The sequence below is a fragment of the Acidiphilium cryptum JF-5 genome (assembly GCF_000016725.1).
Lineage (GTDB): Bacteria > Pseudomonadota > Alphaproteobacteria > Acetobacterales > Acetobacteraceae > Acidiphilium > Acidiphilium multivorum.
Genome location: NC_009484.1, coordinates 710,387 through 726,864 on the forward strand (window position 1 = coordinate 710,387; position 16,478 = coordinate 726,864).

15 protein-coding genes are annotated in these 16,478 nt (G+C 71.5%); 7 read left to right on the forward strand and 8 right to left on the reverse strand.

What is annotated here, in order from left to right:
* Positions 1–56 precede the first annotated feature (56 nt).
* Complete coding sequence (locus ACRY_RS05590; RefSeq protein ID WP_011941658.1) at positions 57–965, forward strand: alpha/beta hydrolase; 909 nt, start codon at positions 57–59, stop codon at positions 963–965.
* On the opposite strand, the gene ACRY_RS05595 is transcribed toward ACRY_RS05590, so the two are convergent.
* The 4 genes from ACRY_RS05595 to ileS all read right to left on the reverse strand — a co-directional run bounded on the left by ACRY_RS05595 (position 925) and on the right by ileS (position 6,170).
* Positions 925–2,154: an MFS transporter gene (locus ACRY_RS05595; protein WP_007421837.1), complete on the reverse strand. Its 1,230-nt coding sequence runs from the start codon at positions 2,152–2,154 to the stop codon at positions 925–927. The two genes, ACRY_RS05590 and ACRY_RS05595, sit on opposite strands and share 41 nt — an antisense overlap.
* A 91-nt stretch (positions 2,155–2,245) precedes the next feature.
* Positions 2,246–2,815 (reverse strand): DUF3035 domain-containing protein, encoded by a 570-nt coding sequence (locus ACRY_RS05600; protein ID WP_011941659.1) that lies wholly within the window; start codon positions 2,813–2,815, stop codon positions 2,246–2,248.
* Positions 2,812–3,345 carry a signal peptidase II gene (gene lspA / locus ACRY_RS05605; protein ID WP_007421835.1) on the reverse strand — a complete coding sequence of 178 codons (534 nt, stop codon included), beginning with the start codon at positions 3,343–3,345 and terminating at the stop codon, positions 2,812–2,814. Before lspA ends, ACRY_RS05600 begins: the two co-directional genes overlap by 4 nt.
* Complete coding sequence (gene ileS / locus ACRY_RS05610) at positions 3,342–6,170, reverse strand: isoleucine--tRNA ligase (RefSeq protein ID WP_011941660.1); 2,829 nt, start codon at positions 6,168–6,170, stop codon at positions 3,342–3,344. The genes lspA and ileS overlap by 4 nt, the downstream gene beginning before the upstream one ends.
* A gap of 249 nt (positions 6,171–6,419) precedes the next feature.
* Here ileS and ACRY_RS05615 point away from each other — a divergent pair, with 249 nt between their 5' ends.
* The 6 genes from ACRY_RS05615 to ACRY_RS05640 are packed head-to-tail and all read left to right on the forward strand — an operon-like array spanning position 6,420 to position 12,286.
* Positions 6,420–7,304: a sulfite oxidase heme-binding subunit YedZ gene (locus tag ACRY_RS05615; protein ID WP_013639870.1), complete on the forward strand. Its 885-nt coding sequence runs from the start codon at positions 6,420–6,422 to the stop codon at positions 7,302–7,304.
* Between the two features lie 53 nt (positions 7,305–7,357).
* A complete protein-coding gene (locus ACRY_RS05620; protein WP_011941661.1) occupies positions 7,358–8,617 on the forward strand; it encodes a hypothetical protein in 1,260 nt (419 codons plus the stop codon).
* Positions 8,614–9,927 (forward strand): hypothetical protein, encoded by a 1,314-nt coding sequence (locus ACRY_RS05625; protein ID WP_011941662.1) that lies wholly within the window; start codon positions 8,614–8,616, stop codon positions 9,925–9,927. Before ACRY_RS05620 ends, ACRY_RS05625 begins: the two co-directional genes overlap by 4 nt.
* Positions 9,924–11,207 (forward strand): Ni Fe-hydrogenase III large subunit, encoded by a 1,284-nt coding sequence (locus tag ACRY_RS05630; RefSeq protein ID WP_011941663.1) that lies wholly within the window; start codon positions 9,924–9,926, stop codon positions 11,205–11,207. The genes ACRY_RS05625 and ACRY_RS05630 overlap by 4 nt, the downstream gene beginning before the upstream one ends.
* The gene (locus ACRY_RS05635) at positions 11,200–11,694 is read left to right on the forward strand and encodes an NADH-quinone oxidoreductase subunit B family protein (RefSeq protein ID WP_007423158.1); all 495 of its coding nucleotides are present in this window, start codon (positions 11,200–11,202) and stop codon (positions 11,692–11,694) included. Before ACRY_RS05630 ends, ACRY_RS05635 begins: the two co-directional genes overlap by 8 nt.
* Complete coding sequence (locus ACRY_RS05640) at positions 11,687–12,286, forward strand: ribonuclease HII (RefSeq protein WP_011941664.1); 600 nt, start codon at positions 11,687–11,689, stop codon at positions 12,284–12,286. The genes ACRY_RS05635 and ACRY_RS05640 overlap by 8 nt, the downstream gene beginning before the upstream one ends.
* A 19-nt stretch (positions 12,287–12,305) precedes the next feature.
* Here the strand turns inward: ACRY_RS05640 and ACRY_RS05645 are convergent, their stop codons facing one another.
* The 4 genes from ACRY_RS05645 to ACRY_RS05660 form a co-directional block, all read right to left on the reverse strand.
* Positions 12,306–12,599, reverse strand: a complete 294-nt coding sequence (locus tag ACRY_RS05645) for a hypothetical protein (protein WP_007423156.1) — start codon at positions 12,597–12,599, stop codon at positions 12,306–12,308.
* Between the two features lie 223 nt (positions 12,600–12,822).
* On the reverse strand, positions 12,823–14,607 hold the full coding sequence (locus tag ACRY_RS05650; protein WP_011941665.1) for a Hint domain-containing protein: 1,785 nt from the start codon (positions 14,605–14,607) through the stop codon (positions 12,823–12,825).
* 183 nt (positions 14,608–14,790) lie between these two features.
* A complete protein-coding gene (locus ACRY_RS05655) occupies positions 14,791–15,654 on the reverse strand; it encodes a prephenate dehydratase (protein ID WP_007423154.1) in 864 nt (287 codons plus the stop codon).
* Complete coding sequence (locus ACRY_RS05660) at positions 15,651–16,394, reverse strand: 3-deoxy-manno-octulosonate cytidylyltransferase (protein WP_007423153.1); 744 nt, start codon at positions 16,392–16,394, stop codon at positions 15,651–15,653. The genes ACRY_RS05655 and ACRY_RS05660 overlap by 4 nt, the downstream gene beginning before the upstream one ends.
* Between the last annotated feature and the right edge of the window lie 84 nt (positions 16,395–16,478).

Consider the following 16,478-nt stretch of genomic DNA (forward strand, 5'->3'; position numbering starts at 1 on the left):
CCCATCTTACAGCAACAAGCCTCTTCCGCCATGCACCCGGAGCCCGACACAGACCCATGGCCAGCCTCGCAGCCCACCTGATCAATCCGGTCCTGCGTGTGCAGGTCAAGCGCAAGCTCGCCCGCGCGACCGACGCCGAGTCGCTCCGCAAGGCGTTCCGCTCGCCGATGCCGACCCCACGCGGCGTGCGGTACACCCCCTCGATCATCGGCGGCGTGCCGGGCGAATGGGTCGAGCCCGCCTTCGGCGCCCCGCCGGCGATGACCGTGCTTTACCTGCATGGCGGCGGCTATGTCGTCTGCTCCGCCGAGTCGCACCGCCCGGTCACCGGCGGCCTCGCGCGCCGGGGCCTGCGTGTCTTCGCCGCCGATTACCGCCTCGCCCCGGCGCATCCCTTTCCCGCCGCCGTCGATGACGGCTTCGCCGCCTTCCGCGGGCTCGTCGCGCAGGGGCACGATCCGGCGAGCCTCGCCATCGCCGGCGATTCGGCGGGCGGCGGCCTCGCGCTCGCGGTGGCGTTGCGGGTCCGCGAGGCGGGCATGGCGATGCCGGCGCGGCTGGTGCTGTTCTCGCCCTGGACCGACCTTGCCGGCACCGGCCGCAGCGCGGTCGAGAACCGGCGGTGCGACCCGATGATCCAGGGCGGCCGGATCGCCGAGGGCGCGCGCCCCTATCTCGCCGGCACCGATCCGTACAATCCGTTCGCCTCGCCGCTCTACGCCGATCTCGCCGGCCTGCCGCCGATGCTGGTCCATGTCGGCGCGCGGGAGGTGCTGCTCGACGATTCGGTGCGGCTGCACGAGAAGGCGCTGGCCGCCGGCGTCGATAGCCTGCTCCGGATCTGGCCCGTCGTGCCGCATGCCTGGCCGATCTTCCAGGCGATCCTGCCCGAGGGGCGCGCGGCGCTCGACGAGAGCGCCGCCTTCATCCGTGGTGCCGCGCCGCCGCCCGCCGCACTTCGTTGATGCCGAAATAGGTCAGGGCGAGCAGCGGCAGCACCCCGCCGACGATGGCGACCAGCGTCCAGCCGCCGCGGATCAGCAGGTCGCTCGCCACCGCCGAGCCGGCGGCGCCGCCGAGGAAGAAGGCGGTCATGTAGGCGCCGTTCAGCCGGGCCCGCCGCTCGGGGGCGAGGGCGTAGATCGCCCGCTGGCCGAACAGGTTGTTGGCCTGCACGCCGAAATCGAGCAGCACGCCGGCGCCGGCGAGCAGGACGACGCTGTGGATGGCGGCACCGTAGCCCGAGATCAGGAAGGAGAGGGCGATCAGCGCCAGCGCGGTCGCGGTGCCGGGGCGGCCGTATCCGGCATCGGCCAGCCGCCCGGCGATCGGCGCGGCGGCGGCGCCGGCGGCGCCGACCAGGGCGAAGATCGCGATGCCGAACTGGGTGTAGTGGAATTCATGCAGCAGCAGCAGCGGCGCCGCCGTCCAGTACAGGGTGAAGGCGGCGAAGGCGCAGGTCTGGTAGGCGGCGCGGCGGCGCAGCGTCGGCTCGGTGCGGTAGAGGCCGAGCATCGAGACGATCAGCTCGCCATAGCGATGATCGAGCTTCGGCGTGACGCGCGGCAGCTTGAGCCGCAGCAGGACCGCCAGCAGCGCGATGCCCGCCGCCGAAATGCCGAACACCGCCCGCCAGCCGGCGAGCCAGGCGACGAAGCTCGCCATCGGCCGGGCGAGCAGGATGCCGAGCAGCAGCCCGGCCATCACATTGCCCACCACGCGGCCGCGGATGGCATCGGGCGTCAGCGAGGCGATCATCGGCACCATGATCTGCACCGCCGCGGAGCTGACGCCGATCAGCAGCGAGGCGGCGAGGAAGCTCGTGCCGTTCCAGGCGATGGCGGCGAGGCCGAGGGCGATGGCGGAGGCGCCGACCATGCGCGCGATCAGCTTGCGGTTCTCCAGCAGGTCGCCCAGCGGCACCAGCAGCAGCAGGCCGGCGGCGTAGCCGAGCTGCGTCAGCGTCACCAGCAGGCTCGCGACCTGCGCCGGCAGGCCGATATCCGGCGCGATCGTGCCGACCAGAGGCTGGACGTAATAGATGTTGGCGACGACCGCGCCGGTCGCGACCGCGAACAGCGTGGTCAGCGCGGAGGAGGGGGCGGCATCGGTCTTCGCGACGGCGGCCGGGGACGCGGTGATACATTCCGACATGGAAGCCGATATGCCCTTCGCAGGCCTGTGTTCAACCGCCGAGGCGATGCCGGCCAGCCATGAGCGCCAGCCCCTTGCCGGCGCCGCCGACTCAGAACAGGTCGAGGAACCGGCCGACAACGCCCTTCTGCGCCTGGCCCGGCGCGGTCGCCGGCGTCGTGCCCTTCGTTGCCGGCTCGCCGAGGGCGGCGTTTTCCTGCAGGCGCTTCTGCTCGGCCGGCGCGTTCACCACCTTGGCGCCCTTCGACGAGCTGCCGAAGGACATCAGCGAGCCGACGAAACCGGGGCTGCGGCTTTCCTGTTCGGCGTCATGGTTGATCGTCGCGCGGATATTGGCCGGCGGCGTCGGCCCGGCCTGTTCGAGCAGCGCCTGCTGCGCCGGGCCCATCGTGGTGCTGGCGTTCTGCAGGGCGCTCTGCGGCGAGAGGATGCTCTGCGCCTCGGTCGAGGAGGAGACCTGCTGGGGCCGCGGCTCGCCGGGCACGGGGGTGGGCAGGGCCTGGAGATCCGGCGGCATCGACAGCGGAGCCTCGGTACCGACATCGAACGCGTTGGGGGGCGTGACCGTCAGCCCGAAGGTCTTCGACGGATTGCTGCATCCGGCCAGCAGCAGCGGGCCGAGCAGCAGGAACGGAAGGGTCGCGCGCGATGAACGGATCATGGCGCTTCCTTATCCTCGCGCGCGGGAGGCGGCAAGTGACCGGCGCGGTCGCGGCTGAACAGGCTTTCGATGATCAGCGCGGCGACGCCGCCATCGATCGCTGCGTCGGCGAGGTTGAAGACGTACCAATGCAGGTTGCCGACATGGACATCGACGAAATCGACCACCGCGCCGTAGGCGATTCGCGAGATGACGTTGCCGGCGGCGCCGCCGATGATGGCGCCGAGGCCGAGCGCCGCGAGCAGCGAGGGGGTGCGCCAGAGCCAGACCGAGAGCCCGGCGATGGCGGCGATCGCGACCGCGATCAGCAGCAGCCGCGCGTCGTCGCCGGCCAGGATGCCGAAGGTGACGCCGTGGTTCCAGACCATGGTGAAGTTCAGCACCGGCAGGACCGGCACGCTGCCCTTCCGCGGCAGGTCGAGTCCGTAGAGGATCCAGGCCTTCGAGGCCTGGTCGATGGCCAGCACCGCCAGCGCCATCAGCGCGCCGAGCGTGCGGCGGCTTGCGTTACCGCGAGATGCGCCGGTCATTCGACATACGTGCAGCAGCGGCGGCACAGGCCGGGATGCGCGGGGTTGCCGCCGACCTCGGGCAGCACCTTCCAGCAGCGCTCGCATTTCTCCCCGGGGGCGATCTCCACCACCGGCTCGGCGCGCAGCGGGGCGCTGGCGCCGGCGCCTGCGGGCTCGGCGGCGATCTCGGTTTCCGCCGCCGAGGTGATCATGATCTCCGCCCAGTCCGCCGCGCGCAGGGCTTCCGGCGCATCGACCGCGAAGGTCAGGACGATCTTCGCCTGCAGCGAGGCGGCGATGTCGCCGTTGCGGCGGGCCTCCTCGATCCGCGCATTGGCGATGCGGCGCACCGCGCGGATCCCGGTCCAGGCCTCGTCCAGCGCGTCGTCGCGCCAGGCGGCGGGAAGCTCGGGGAACTGCGCGAGATGCACGCAGGCCTCCTCGCCATGGCGGGCGCGCCAGGCCTCGTCGGCGGTGAAGGGCAGGACGGGGGCGAGCCAGGTGGCGAGGCAGCGGAACAGGATGTCGAGCACGGTGCGGCAGGCGCGCCGCGTCTCGCTCTGGGCGACGAGCCGTCCCTCGGCATCGAGCCGGACGTCGCAATAGAGGGCGTCCTTGCGGATGTCGAAATAGAAGGCGGAGAGGTCGTTGTTGCAGAACTGGTGGATCGCCGGATAGACGCCGGTCCAGTCATGCGTCTCGACCGCGCGGCGCAGCATCGCGTCGAGCCGGGAGAGGCGGTGCAGCACGTAGCGCTCGAGGTCGGGCATGTCGGCGGCCGGCATCGCCTCGGCCTCGGTGAAGCCGTCCAGCCCGCCGAGGACCCAGCGCAGCGTGTTGCGGATGCGGCGGTAGAGATCGGCCTGCTGCTTGAGGATGTCCTTGCCGATGCGCAGGTCGTTGTGGATGTCGGAGTTCATCACCCACAGGCGCAGGATGTCGGCGCCGTACTGGTCGATCACCTGCTGCGGCGCGGTGACGTTGCCGAGGGATTTCGACATCTTGCGGCCCTGCTCGTCGAGCACGAAGCCGTCGGTGACGATGGCCTTGAACGGCGCGGTGCCGCGGGTGCCGACCGCCTCCAGCAGCGAGGCCTGGAACCAGCCGCGATGCTGGTCCGAGCCTTCGAGATAGAGATCCGCCGGCCAGGGCATGCCGCGCGCCTCCAGCACGAAGGCGTGGGTCGAGCCGCTCTCGAACCAGACATCGACGATGTCGAAGACCTGCTCGAAATCGGCGGGGTCGTGGTCCGGCCCGAGGAAGTCGGCGGCGGGGCGGGCGTACCAGGCATCGGCGCCCTCGGCCTCGAACAGGGCGCGGGTGCGGGCGAAGACCGCCGGATCGGTCAGGATCGACTTGTCGTCGCGGCGGACGAAGATCGCGATCGGCACGCCCCAGGCGCGCTGGCGGGAGATGCACCAGTCCGGCCGCGCCTCGACCATCGAGCGGATGCGGTTGCGGCCCTGGTCGGGGACGAAGGCGGTGCGGTCGAGCGCCTCCAGCGCGTGGGCGCGGATCGCCTCCTCGCCGTCCATCCGGATGAACCAGTTGGGCCGGGCGAGATAGATCAGCGGCGCCTTGGAGCGCCAGGAATGCGGATAGGAGTGGAGGAATTCCTCGCGCCGGAGCAGGGCGCCGGCCGCGGTGAGCGCGGCGCAGACCGGGTCCGCCGCCTTGTAGACGTGCAGGCCGGCGAAGAGCGGCACGTCGGCGGCGTAGGTGCCGTCGTCGTTCACCGTTTCCGGCACCGCGATGCCGTGGGCGCGGCAGAGGAAGAAATCGTCCTCGCCATGCGCGGGCGCCATGTGGACGAAGCCGGTGCCGGCCTCGGTGGTGACGAAGTCGCCGAGCAGGAGCGGGACATCGTAGTCATAGCCCTGGCCGCGCAGCGGGTGGGCGCAGACGAGGGCGCCGAGATCCTTGCCGCGCAGCGTCTGCTCGACCTCGTGCGCGGTGATGCCGGTTTCGGCGGCGAAGGCGTCGAGCAGTTCGGCGGCGACGACGAGGCGCTCGCCCTTGCGGGCGAGGCTGTGCTCGGTGGCATCGGCGATGCGGATCACGACATAGTCGAATTCCGGCCCGGCGGCGAGGGCGCGGTTGCCGGGGATGGTCCAGGGGGTCGTGGTCCAGATCACGATCGCGGCACCGTCGAGATCGCCGCCGACGACGGGGAAGCGGACCCAGATCGCGGTATCCCGCCGGTCCTGATACTCGACCTCGGCCTCGGCCAAAGCGGTCTTCTCGACCGGGCTCCACATCACCGGCCGCAGCCCGCGATAGAGCGCGCCGGAGGCGGCGAATTTGTGGATTTCCGCGGCGATCGCCGCTTCGGAGGCGAAATCCATCGTGGCGTAGCGGTTCGCCCAGTCGCCCTCGACGCCGAGGCGCTTGAACTCCTCGGCCTGCACGTCGAGCCAGTGCTGGGCGTAGTCGCGGCATTCGCGGCGGAATTCGAGGATCGGCACCTCGTCCTTGTTCTTGCCAGCCTTGCGGTAGCCTTCCTCGACCTTCCACTCGATCGGCAGGCCGTGGCAGTCCCAGCCGGGGACGTAGTTGGCGTCGAACCCGGCCATCTGGCGGGCGCGGTTGATCAGGTCCTTGTGGATCTTGTTCAGCGCGTGGCCGATATGCAGGTTGCCGTTCGCATAGGGCGGGCCGTCATGCAGGATGAAGGGCGGGCGGCCGGCGGCATCGGCGCGCAGCCGGCCGAACAGGCCCATCGCCTCCCAGCGGGCCAGCGCCTCGGGCTCGCGCTTCGGCAGGTCCCCGCGCATCGGAAAGCCGGTTCGCGGCAGGAAGACGGTGGCGCGGTAGTCACGCGGGCTGGACGGCAGGTCGTTCATCGAAAAGGCTCCGGCGGAGGAAAGGACAGGCGTGCGATCCCGGCCCTAGATCAGGACCGGGCGGCGAATTCGCGGGACCAGGCAGGCGGCGCGCCGTGCGGATGTCATGGCGAGAGGTTATGCGAGCCGCCACCCCGAACGGTCAAGCGCGGAATGTTGAACGGAATTTTGCTCTCATCCGCATCCGGATGGGGGTGGCGAGGCGAATTCAGGGCATATTTCTGCTCCCACACCGGAATCCGAGCCGCCATGCCGAATGCCGCCCCGCAAGCTGAAGTCCGCGTTCGCCCGAAACGCCAGGCCCGCGTCTTCGGCGCGCCCTGGCGCACGCCGGCCGGGCGGTTTTCCTGGCTGAAGACGATTGCCCTCGCGCTCTGCACCGCGCCGGCGGCCTATATGCTGTGGGAGCGGCAAACCGGACATCTCGGCGGACGGCCGACGCATGAGCTGATGCTGCAGACCGGCTTCTGGGCGATCCGTTTCCTGCTGCTCGGCCTCGCCATCACACCGGCGCGGGCGGTGTTCGACTGGATGCGGCTGGCGATGTTGCGGCGAATGCTGGGCCTCGCGGCGGCATTCTACACCTTCGCGCATGTGATCCTGTACGCGGCGGATGAGGGATATGCCATCGGATTCGTTTTGAATCAGATGTTTACGGTGTTTTACCTCATCCTCGGTACCATCGCGACGATCGGGCTTGTGGCGCTGGCCGCGACCTCGACCGATGCGGCGATGGCGCGGCTGGGGCGGCGGTGGAAGGCGCTGCACCGGCTGGTCTATCCGATCGCCGCGCTCTCGATCTGGCATTTCTTCCTCACCCAGAAGATCGACGTCTCGGCGGCGATGGTGCCGTTCGGCCTGTTCGTCTGGCTGATGCTCTGGCGGCTGGCGCCGCCGGGGTTCCGGCGCTCGCTGGCCGGCATTCTCGTCCTTGCCCTTGGCGCCGTGGCGATCACCGCCGGCGGCGAGGCGGGATGGTATGCGCTCAATTCCGGGATCGATCCGTGGCGCGTGCTCGATGCCAATCTCTCGACCGCGCGGATCAGCCCGGCGGCCTTCGTCGCGGCCGATCTCGCGCTGCTGGCGGTGCTGGTGGCCGCGCGGCGGTTGCAGCGCCACGCGGCTCCGGGCTGAACGGTCACATCCACGACATACCCGACTCGGCCGGGCCCTGCTAGCAAGGGGACATGGCACGCCCCGCGCCCCGTCCGCTCGCGCGACTGTCGTCGATCGCGCCCGTTCCTGCTGCCGGCCTGGCGCTGGCCGGGGCGGTGCTGGCGCTGGGGGGCGCGGTTGTGCTGACCGGCCGGCTGGCGGTCTCGGTGCCGGAACTCGGTCCGGCGGGCGGGCTGGCGCTGGCCGTCGATCCGGGCCGGGCGGGCCTCATCGCCGCCGTGCTGGCGGGGGGCGCCGCCGGCCTGCTGGCGGCGCCGGGTCTGGGCGTTTCCGCGGTGCTGATGCTCGCCGGCCTCATCGCAATTCTCGCCAATAATCTCTACACGCTTGTTTTTGCGGCATTGATCGTGGGTTTCCTGGCCGCTCGCCACCGCGCCGCGGCGCCCGCTGCGCTGGCGGTGCTGCCGGCGACGCTGCTCGCGGTGGCGGAGACGCTCGGGCAGCCCGGCATCCTGCTGGCGGCCGGAGCGGCGCTGTTCCCGGCCGGCTATCTCCTCGCCGCGCTGGGCGGGGATCTGCTCCGCTTCGCCCAGGGCGCGGCGCTTGGCCTTGCCGGGCTGGCGCTGATGGCGGCCGGGCTCGGCGATGCCGGGGCGATGCGGCTTGCGCTGGAGACCGGCGCGCTGGCGGCGCCGGCGCTGGCGCTTGCGGCGTCGCGGATCGAGGACGTGACGGGTTCGCGCGCGCCGGACTGGCTGGGCGGGCTCGCGCGCGGCATGCCCGGCTTCGCGCTGTGTTTCGGCGGTGCGGCCTTCTGGGCGAGCCTGCTGCCGCCGGGGCCGGGCTTCGTCGCGTTTCAGGGCGTGTTCGCGGCAGCGCTGCGGGCCGGCTGGCCGGGCGCGCTGGCCGCCATCGCCCTTGCCGGCGGTTTCGCGCTGGCCGGGTTCGGTTCGGTGGGGCTCTTCGCGCTGGTCTGCCTCGGCCGGCCGCGCAGCCTGCGCGCCGCCGCCGCCGAGGATCTGCCGCGCCGTGATCTCGTCGCGCTCGGCCTGCCGGCCGCCGCCGTCGCCGCGCTTGCCCTCGTCACCGCGCCGTTCCTGCTCCTGATCCCGCTCGGCGTGCTGCTGGGGCTGTGGCGCTGGAGCCTGCGCGCCGGGCCGATCGAGGCGCCGGCCTTCGAGGACGGGTTCGCCCGGCCGCCCGCATGGTTGCCGTTCGGCGATCCGGTCACGCAGATCAACGCGACGGGATTTGCCGCGCCGCTGCGGGGGGCCGCATCGTGGTTCGTCCGGCGGGTCCGGATCTCGCGCCGGGGCTGGCGGCGGCCATGAGCCCGGCGCTGCTCGCAAGCCGGACCATCGCGACCGGGATGAACATGGCGCTGCTGGCGGGGTTCGCGGTGCTGCTCGAATGCGCCCGCGCCCGGCTGGCGGGGCAGCTGGCCGGGGCGCCAGGTGTCACCTTCGCGCAGCCCTTGCGCGATCTCCGCCGCCTTGCGCGAAAGCGCCGCATCCGCCCTGCCTTTGCCTCGCCGCTGCACGGCATCTGGCCGCTGGCCGCCTTGGCGGCGACGGTCATGCTGATCGTCGTCATCCCCGGTTTCGCGGCCGGGCAACTGACCGCCGGGCGCGCCGGCCCGGCGCTGTTCATCGGCCTGCTCGCGCTCGGGCGGGCGATGCGGGTGATGGCGGGGATCGACGCCGGGGCGGCCATGCCCGGCCTCGCCGCCGCCCGGCTGGCCGCATCCGGTCTCGGCGCCGATCTCGCCTGGCTGCTCGCCTTTGCCGCGCTCGCCGCCGCGCCGCGCGGGGCGACGCCGGAAGCCGTTCTCGCGGTGCTCGGGGTGTTGCTGACCTGGCCCGGTTCCGCGCCGGTGCCGGGCGATTATGCGGGGCCGGACCGCGCGGTCTTCGTTGTCGAAGCCATGCTGCGCCGGGCCGCTGCCCTTGCGCTGCTGGTCGCCCTCGTCGCGCCGCCCGGCCTCGCGCATGCCACGGCACCGCTGGGCTGGCCGGAGGGTATCGCGGTCTATGCCGCGAAGCTCCTGATCGCGGCGGCGGTCCTGGGGGCGCTGCGGCTGGTCCTGCCGCGCGGCGCGCCGCGGACCGGGATCGTCCTCGCGCTGGCGGCGCTGGGGGTGGCCCTGCTGGGTGGGGTGGCGCCGGATCGGCTCGGCCTCGCGGCGGGGCTGCTCGGCGTGATCGGAGGTGCGGCCCTGCTCTGGCGGCGCTGGCCGGCGGAGGAGGCGCTCGCGCTGCTGCAGGGCGGCGCGGCGATGGTCGGGTTCGGGCTGGGCGATGTGAAGGGGGCGATCGCGATTCTCGTGGGTGTGGCGCTCGGGCGGGTCGCCGTCGCGCTATCCGGCGCGGGCGGGTTGCGGATCTGGGCGATCGCGGCGCTGGCCGGCCTGCCGCCCTTCGGCGTGTTCGCCGGCGATTTCCGCATCGTTGGCGCGGCCGCTTCCCTGTCGCCGCTGCTGGCCGCCTCCCTCGTCGCGCTGATCGGCGCGGGCGGCGCGCGCGCGCTGACGGCACCCGCGCCACCCGGCGCGGAGAGCGTGCCGATGCGCGGGGCGGCCGTGCTCGGCCTGCTCCTCCTGATGGTGGTGCTCGGGGCGGCGCCGGTGGCGGGGCTGCGATGAGGGACGCCGAGATCGCCGGCCTGCTGGCCGCATCCACGGTCGAGCCCTGCGGCGGGGCGGCGCTGCATCTGCTGACGCCGGCGGACTGGCAGCACCTGGCGACGCTGGTGGATCCGGCGGATTTCGCCGGCCTGTTCGTGGCCGATGGCCGCGCCCATGCGCTGTTCTTCCGCGCCGCGCCGCTGCTGGTCGCGGTGACGCTGGCGGACAAGGCGTTTCCCGCCCTGTCCCCGTCCATTCCCGCCGCTTCCTGGTTCGAGCGGCTGGCCGCCGAGCGCGATGGCGCGATTGCGACGGGCGCGGCCGACACGCGCCCGGCCGTCCGCCACGGCGAGGGCGACGCCGCCTGGCCGCGCTTCGCCGAACCGGCGGGCGAGGGGGCGTTTCAGGTCGGGCAGGGGCCGGTTTCGGGGCTGATCGCCCGGCCGGTTCATCGCCGCTTCACCATCGAGGCGGGACGGATCGCCCGGCTCGAGCATCGGCACGGCTATGCCCATCGCGATGTCGCCGCGCTGCTGCACGGCAAGTCGCCGCGCGCGGCCGCGCGTTTCGCGGCGCGCCTGGCCGGCGATGCCGTGGTCGCGCACGCGCTCGCCTTCGCCCGCGCGGCCGAGGCGGCGGGCGACGGCGCCGCCCCGCCCCGCGCCGCGGCGTTGCGCGCCGCGATGCTGGAGATCGAGCAGGTGACGGCGCATCTGCTCGCGCTGGCGGGGACGCTGGACATCGCCGGTCATGCCGGCCTTGCCGCGCGGCTGGGCCGGGCGCGGGACGATATCGCCGCCGCCGTCGCGGTGCTGTTCGGCCACCGGCTGATGATGGATGTCGTCATTCCCGGCGGGATCGATGTCGATGCCCGGATGGAGGCGCTGCCGGCGCTGGCCTCGGCCCTGAACGATGCGGCGGCGGCGGCGCGGCGGATCGGCGGGTTCGGGGTGCGCCACGCCCTCGGGCCGGCTTCGGCGCTGGCGCGGGAGCGGGCGCGGGCCATCATCGCCCTCGCGCCCGGCATCGCGCCCGCGATCGACGCCGCGCCGGCGGGGGAAATCGTCGCGCCGCTGCCGCCGGTGAGCGCCCGCGGACTCGGCTCCGCCGCTTGCGCCCGGGGCATGGTGCATCACTGGGTGAAGCTGCATGACGGGCAGATTGCCGCCGCCGCGCTGATCGATCCCGCCGCGGGGCGGTTCCGCGCGCTGGAGGATGCGGCCGTCGGGCTGGAAATGGAGGCGTTCGCCATGCTGGCCGAATGTTACGCGCTGCCGCCGGGGGCGATCGATGGATGAGGATGATCCCGTCCGGGTGCTGAGCGCCCGGCTGGCGGCCTCCGGCCAGGCGCTGCTCGGCCGCAGCCTTGCGGTGCGGCATGTCGATGCCGGCAGTTGCGGCGGCTGCGAGATCGAGATCGCGGCCTGCCGCCGGCTGCGCGGCGGCATGGCGGCGCACGGAATCGCGATGGTGGAGGATCTTCGCGCCGCCGATATCCTGCTCGTCACCGGGGTGGCGACGCGCAACCTGGCCGAGGCGGTGCGCAAGAGCCTCGCCGGGATGGCGCCGCCGCGCTTCGTCGTCGCTGCCGGCGACTGCGCGCTCGATGGCGGCGTGTTCAAGGGCGTGCCGGCGGTTCTCGGCGGTGTGCAGGCGGTGATTCCGGTGGATCTGCTGATTGCCGGCTGCCCGCCCGCGCCACGGCAGATTCTCGCGGGGCTGGTTGCGCTGGTCGAGGCGAATGCGCGCGAACCTCGCCGGGCGCGGGTCGAGCCGCATGCCTGATTTCAGCCGCGAGCTTGCGCTGGGCGGCGTGGTGGCCGGCGTGGACGAGGTGGGGCGCGGGCCGCTCGCCGGGCCGGTCGTGGCGGCGGCGGCGATCCTGCCCGCCGACCTGCCGCCGGAGATCGCGGCACTGATCGATGATTCGAAACGTCTTTCGCCGGCGCAGCGGGAGGCGGCGCTGGCCGCGCTGATCGAGTCCGGCGCCGCGATCTCGGCGGCGGCGGCCTCCGTCGCGGAGATCGCGCGGCTCAATATCCTGCAGGCGAGCCTGCTGGCGATGCGGCGGGCGGTGGCGCGCCTGGCGGTTCGGCCGGATCATGTGCTGGTCGACGGGCAGGTGGCGCCGGATCTGCCGATGCCTTGCACGCCGGTGGTAGGCGGCGACGGGCTTTCGCTCTCGATCGCGGCGGCCTCGATCGCGGCGAAACTGGTGCGCGACCGGGCGATGAGCCGGCTCGACCGGCGCTATCCGGGATATGGGTGGGCGCGGAATTCAGGGTATGGAACGAAGACGCATCGAGACGCCATCCTGGGTCTCGGCATTACCCCGCATCACCGGCGGGGATTCGGACCGCTGCTGCCGCCGGCCTGAGCGGCGCGGGCGGGCCCGGTCAGCCGTATTTCCGCTCCGGGTGGCGCAGGTGCCAGAGCCGCTCATGCGCGGCGACGAGGCTTTCGATGCTCTTGCGCCGGTTCGCGTCCGGATGGATCGAGCGCCGGGTCAGCAACCGCTCCAGGATCGCCAGCAGATCCTCGGCGATCTCGTAATCGTCCTGGTCGCAGGCATGGTGAAAGGCGATGAGAATCTTGTCCGACAGGCGGCGGCTGTACCGCGTCGGCGAACGCTCGGTCTTACCGGCATCTTCCGTGGTCAAATCGGGGGCGTCGGTGTCGGTGAGGGCCATTGCAGCGATTCCTGTCATTCCTAAGAGTATATTACCAAATAGTAATCGAAATTCAAAACTTTTTTATGATCTAAATCAAATTGAGTAAAAAAAATTCACCCTTTGTGATGTTCGTAAGCGAGAATCAGCAGGTTGCGAAGCTGAAATTTGGACGAGGCGGTCTCCGAAAAAGTTAATATTACATTAAAGATTGAACATCTCACCGGCTGCGACGATTCCTATGCTATCCGCCGGCCCGCTGCCAGAGGCGCGGGAAGGCTTCGAGGCAGACACGGATGCGCCGAGCCTGGCGTGGCAGCATGATTTCGCCACGGCCATTGGTCCATCTTGCCGCGTCGCCTGACGCACGATTGTGGAAACCCTGGACGGCACAGTTGTCGAGCTGAATCTCGCCGAGGTCGGTCTGCAGCGCGGCGAGGGCGACGCCGAGGGTGCGCCGGTCATCGGACGCGGGATCGACGCAGGCCGGCACGAAACACGATGACCGGAGAATGGCCCTGCCGTCATGCCCGGAAGGGAGGGACAGCCAGTCTGCGGTTTCGACGGGCAGGATCACGCCTCCTGTCCACAGCGCGGCGTCCCGGACGGTGCCGACCCGGAAGCCTTCGGACAGCGCGCGATGATGCAGCTGCTGCCGCACCGCGAGGAGCGCCGGCCCGCCGGTGCAGAGCGGCGCGCAGGCATCCCGGTCCCAGCGGAGATCGCGGACCGGCCAGGCCTGCGCCGTGGTGAAGCCGGCGCGGTTGCCGGTGTCGAGGTAGCTCTCGCATGGCGCGCCCTCGGCCAGGATCACGTCGTGCCGGGCCAGCTCGACATGGTAGTAGGTGATGGCGAGGCAGGCCTCGTCCTGCGTGATGGTCGCGCCGTTGACGAGGAACTTGGCGGGAATCAGGAGGTTGTCGAACCAGACCGCGTGATCGGGCGAAAGCCGCAGGCGGCGGGCGGGGACGCCGTCGGCCATCGATCCGGGCGCGAAGCAGACGGGTTTCACCTTCTCGGGCGCCGGGTGCATCGCGAGATCGAGCGTGCGCGAACCGGTCCAGATGACGGGCACGAGCTTTCCGTCGGCCGTGACGACCTCGTCGCCGGCGGCGAGGGTTTCGACCGGGCGAAGCCCTTCGCGGGTCAGGATAAGGGTGCCGCGCGCGAAACAGGGGGGATCGTAGGCGCCGCCGCTGATCGTCGTTCCGCCGGAGCCGGTCTCGACATGGAAGCCGGCCGCGTCCCGGAGCACGAACTGCCCGTCGACATGGCCGGCGGCGTCGATGAGGCTCACGGCATCGCCGGTCTCGCGGACCTCGCCGTTGCGCAGCGTCGGCAGGACGATCGTGTCGCCGGGCGCGAGGTCGGCGATCGTGACGCCACGGCCGAGATAGGGATCTTCGAGCGTCAGCGTCCCGCCGCCGGGGCCGAACAGGAAGGTCTGGCCGGCGACGCCGTCGGCCAGCAGGGCGGAGGCGCCGCCGCTCAGGGCGATCAGCCCGCCGCCTTGCACGGCGCCGCCCTCGACGGCGAGCGTGCCCGCGGCAATATCGACGGTGCCCCGATTGTCGAATGCCGTGCCGCCGATCTCGACCAGCGCGCCGGCGCCGATATCGATCGTGCCGTCATTGCCGAAGCTGGGCGGGGCCGCGCCGGGCAACCCGGTCAGGGCGCCGAGATCGACCACGACATTGAGCGTCGCGTCGCAGGCGAGCGAGATGGTCCCCATGCCGACGGCGGAATCATAGGCGAACAGGTCGGCGGCGGCGGCGACGTCGAGCCAGGAGTTTCGCCCCAGGGCAACCGCGCCGCCGTTGCCGACCAGCCCGGCCGCGTCCGCGCCACCCTCCAGGCGGATGGCGGTCTCGATCGTCATGGTCGGGTCGATCGAGGCGAAGAGCCCGACGATCTCGGCGGTGACGCCGGCGGAGGGAACGGTGCCGCCGCTCCAGTTGCCGGCCGCGCCCCAGTCGGCGGACGGGGTGGTGTCCGGCCGGAAGAACTCTGTCGTCGGGTGGTCCGCCATCGCGCATCTCCAACGGCCCGGCCCGGTCATCATGAGCCGGCGGCCGCCAAGGAGGCGTGGTTTTTACGCCCGAATTTAAAGGCGCGTTAGCAGAACTGTTCCGTCATGACAAACGAAATATGGCTCGATTTTCGGAAAAATCCTGAAATTGACGAATATTTTCCGATTTTTCCACCAGAGGTTTCAATCCGCGGCGGGCCCGGTCGCGCGCTGCTGGAGGCGGAACGGCGCCGCCGGATACACGCCGAGGATGCGGATTTCGCGCGAGAAGAAATCGAGCTCCTCGAGGGCGAGGCGCACGTGGCGCTGTTCGGGGTGGCCGTCGATCTCGCTCAGGAACTGGGTGGCGGCGAACTGGCCGCCGACCATGTAGCTCTCCAGCCGCGTCATGTTCACCGAGTTGGTGGCGAAGCCGCCGAGCGCCTTGTAGAGCGCGGCCGGCACGTTGCGCACGCGGAAGACGAAACAGGTGATCAGGTCCGCCTGGTCCGGCGGCGGCAGGCGGGGCGTGCGGGCCATGACGTAGAAGCGGGTGGTGTTGTGCGCCGCGTCCTCGACGTTGCGGCGGAGGATGTCGAGCCCGTAGATCTCGGCCGCGAGGGAGGAGGCGATCGCGGCGCGGGTGGGATCGTTCCAGCGGGCGACGAGTTCGGCCGAGCCGGCGGTATCCGCCTCGACCACGGCCTGGGCCCCGAGCTCGCGGATCAGCGCGCGCACCTGGCCGAGGGCGACGGCATGGGAATGCACCTGACGGATGCCGGCGAGGCTGGCGCCCCGCGGCGCCAGCAGGCAGTGCTCCACCCGCTGGAAATGCTCCGCGATGATCGAAAGCCCGGACTCGGGCAGCAGGGCGTGCATGTCCGGCACCCGGCCGGCGAGCGAGTTCTCGGTCGGCAGCATGGCGAATTCGGCCTCGCCGGTCTTCACCGCCTCGATCGCCGCCTCGAAGGTCTGGCAGGGCAGGGTGGCCATGCCGGGATAGGCGGTGCGGCAGGCGAGGTCGGAATAGGCGCCGGGCGCGCCCTGGAAGGCGATTCGGGTTGTCATGCGGCAAGGTTCCTGCGGGCGCGGTCGAGGTCTTCCGGGGTATCGACCCCGAACGGGGCCCGGTCAATCCGCGCCGCGCCGATCCGCATCCCGAGTTCGAGGGCGCGGAGCTGTTCGAGCTTTTCGCGCAGTTCGAGCGGCGAGGGCGGTGCCGCGACGAAACGGTCGAGTGCGGCGCGGCGATAGGCGTAGACGCCGACATGGTGCCAGAGCGGCCCCGGCCCCGAGGGGATCGGGTTGCGCGAGAAATAGAGCGCGGGGGCGGCGATCCCCTCGCCGAAGCCGCAGGCCGCCTTGACCACCGAGGGGGAGGCGGCCTCTTCCGCCGTGGTGACGGGGGCGACGAGGGTGGCGATGTCGAAGCCCGGATCGTCGAGCACGGCGATCAGGGTGCGCAGCGATTCGGGAGGGAAGCCCGGAAGATCGCCCTGGAGATTCACCACGATGTCATGAACGCAAGCCGGGTCGATCGTGGCGAGGGCGGCGTGGATCCGGTCCGATCCGCTCGGCAGGTCGGGGTCGGTCAGCACCGCGGTGCCGCCGGCCGCGCGGACGGCGTCGGCGATCGCGGATTCGGCGCAGGCCACCGCGACCGGGCCGATCGCCGCTTCCCCGGCGCGGCGGAGGACATGGACAATCATCGGAATTCCGCCGATATCGGCGAGGGGCTTGCCGGGCAGGCGGGTCGAGCCGAGCCGTGCCGGGATCAGAACGATGGGAGCCGGAATGTCTGCCTCCATGAAGGTCGCATGGCGAACGCGACTGTTATCGCTTGTCGCACTTTCCTAAATCGCTATACATCCGTCCGTAAAGCTTTGGAGGGA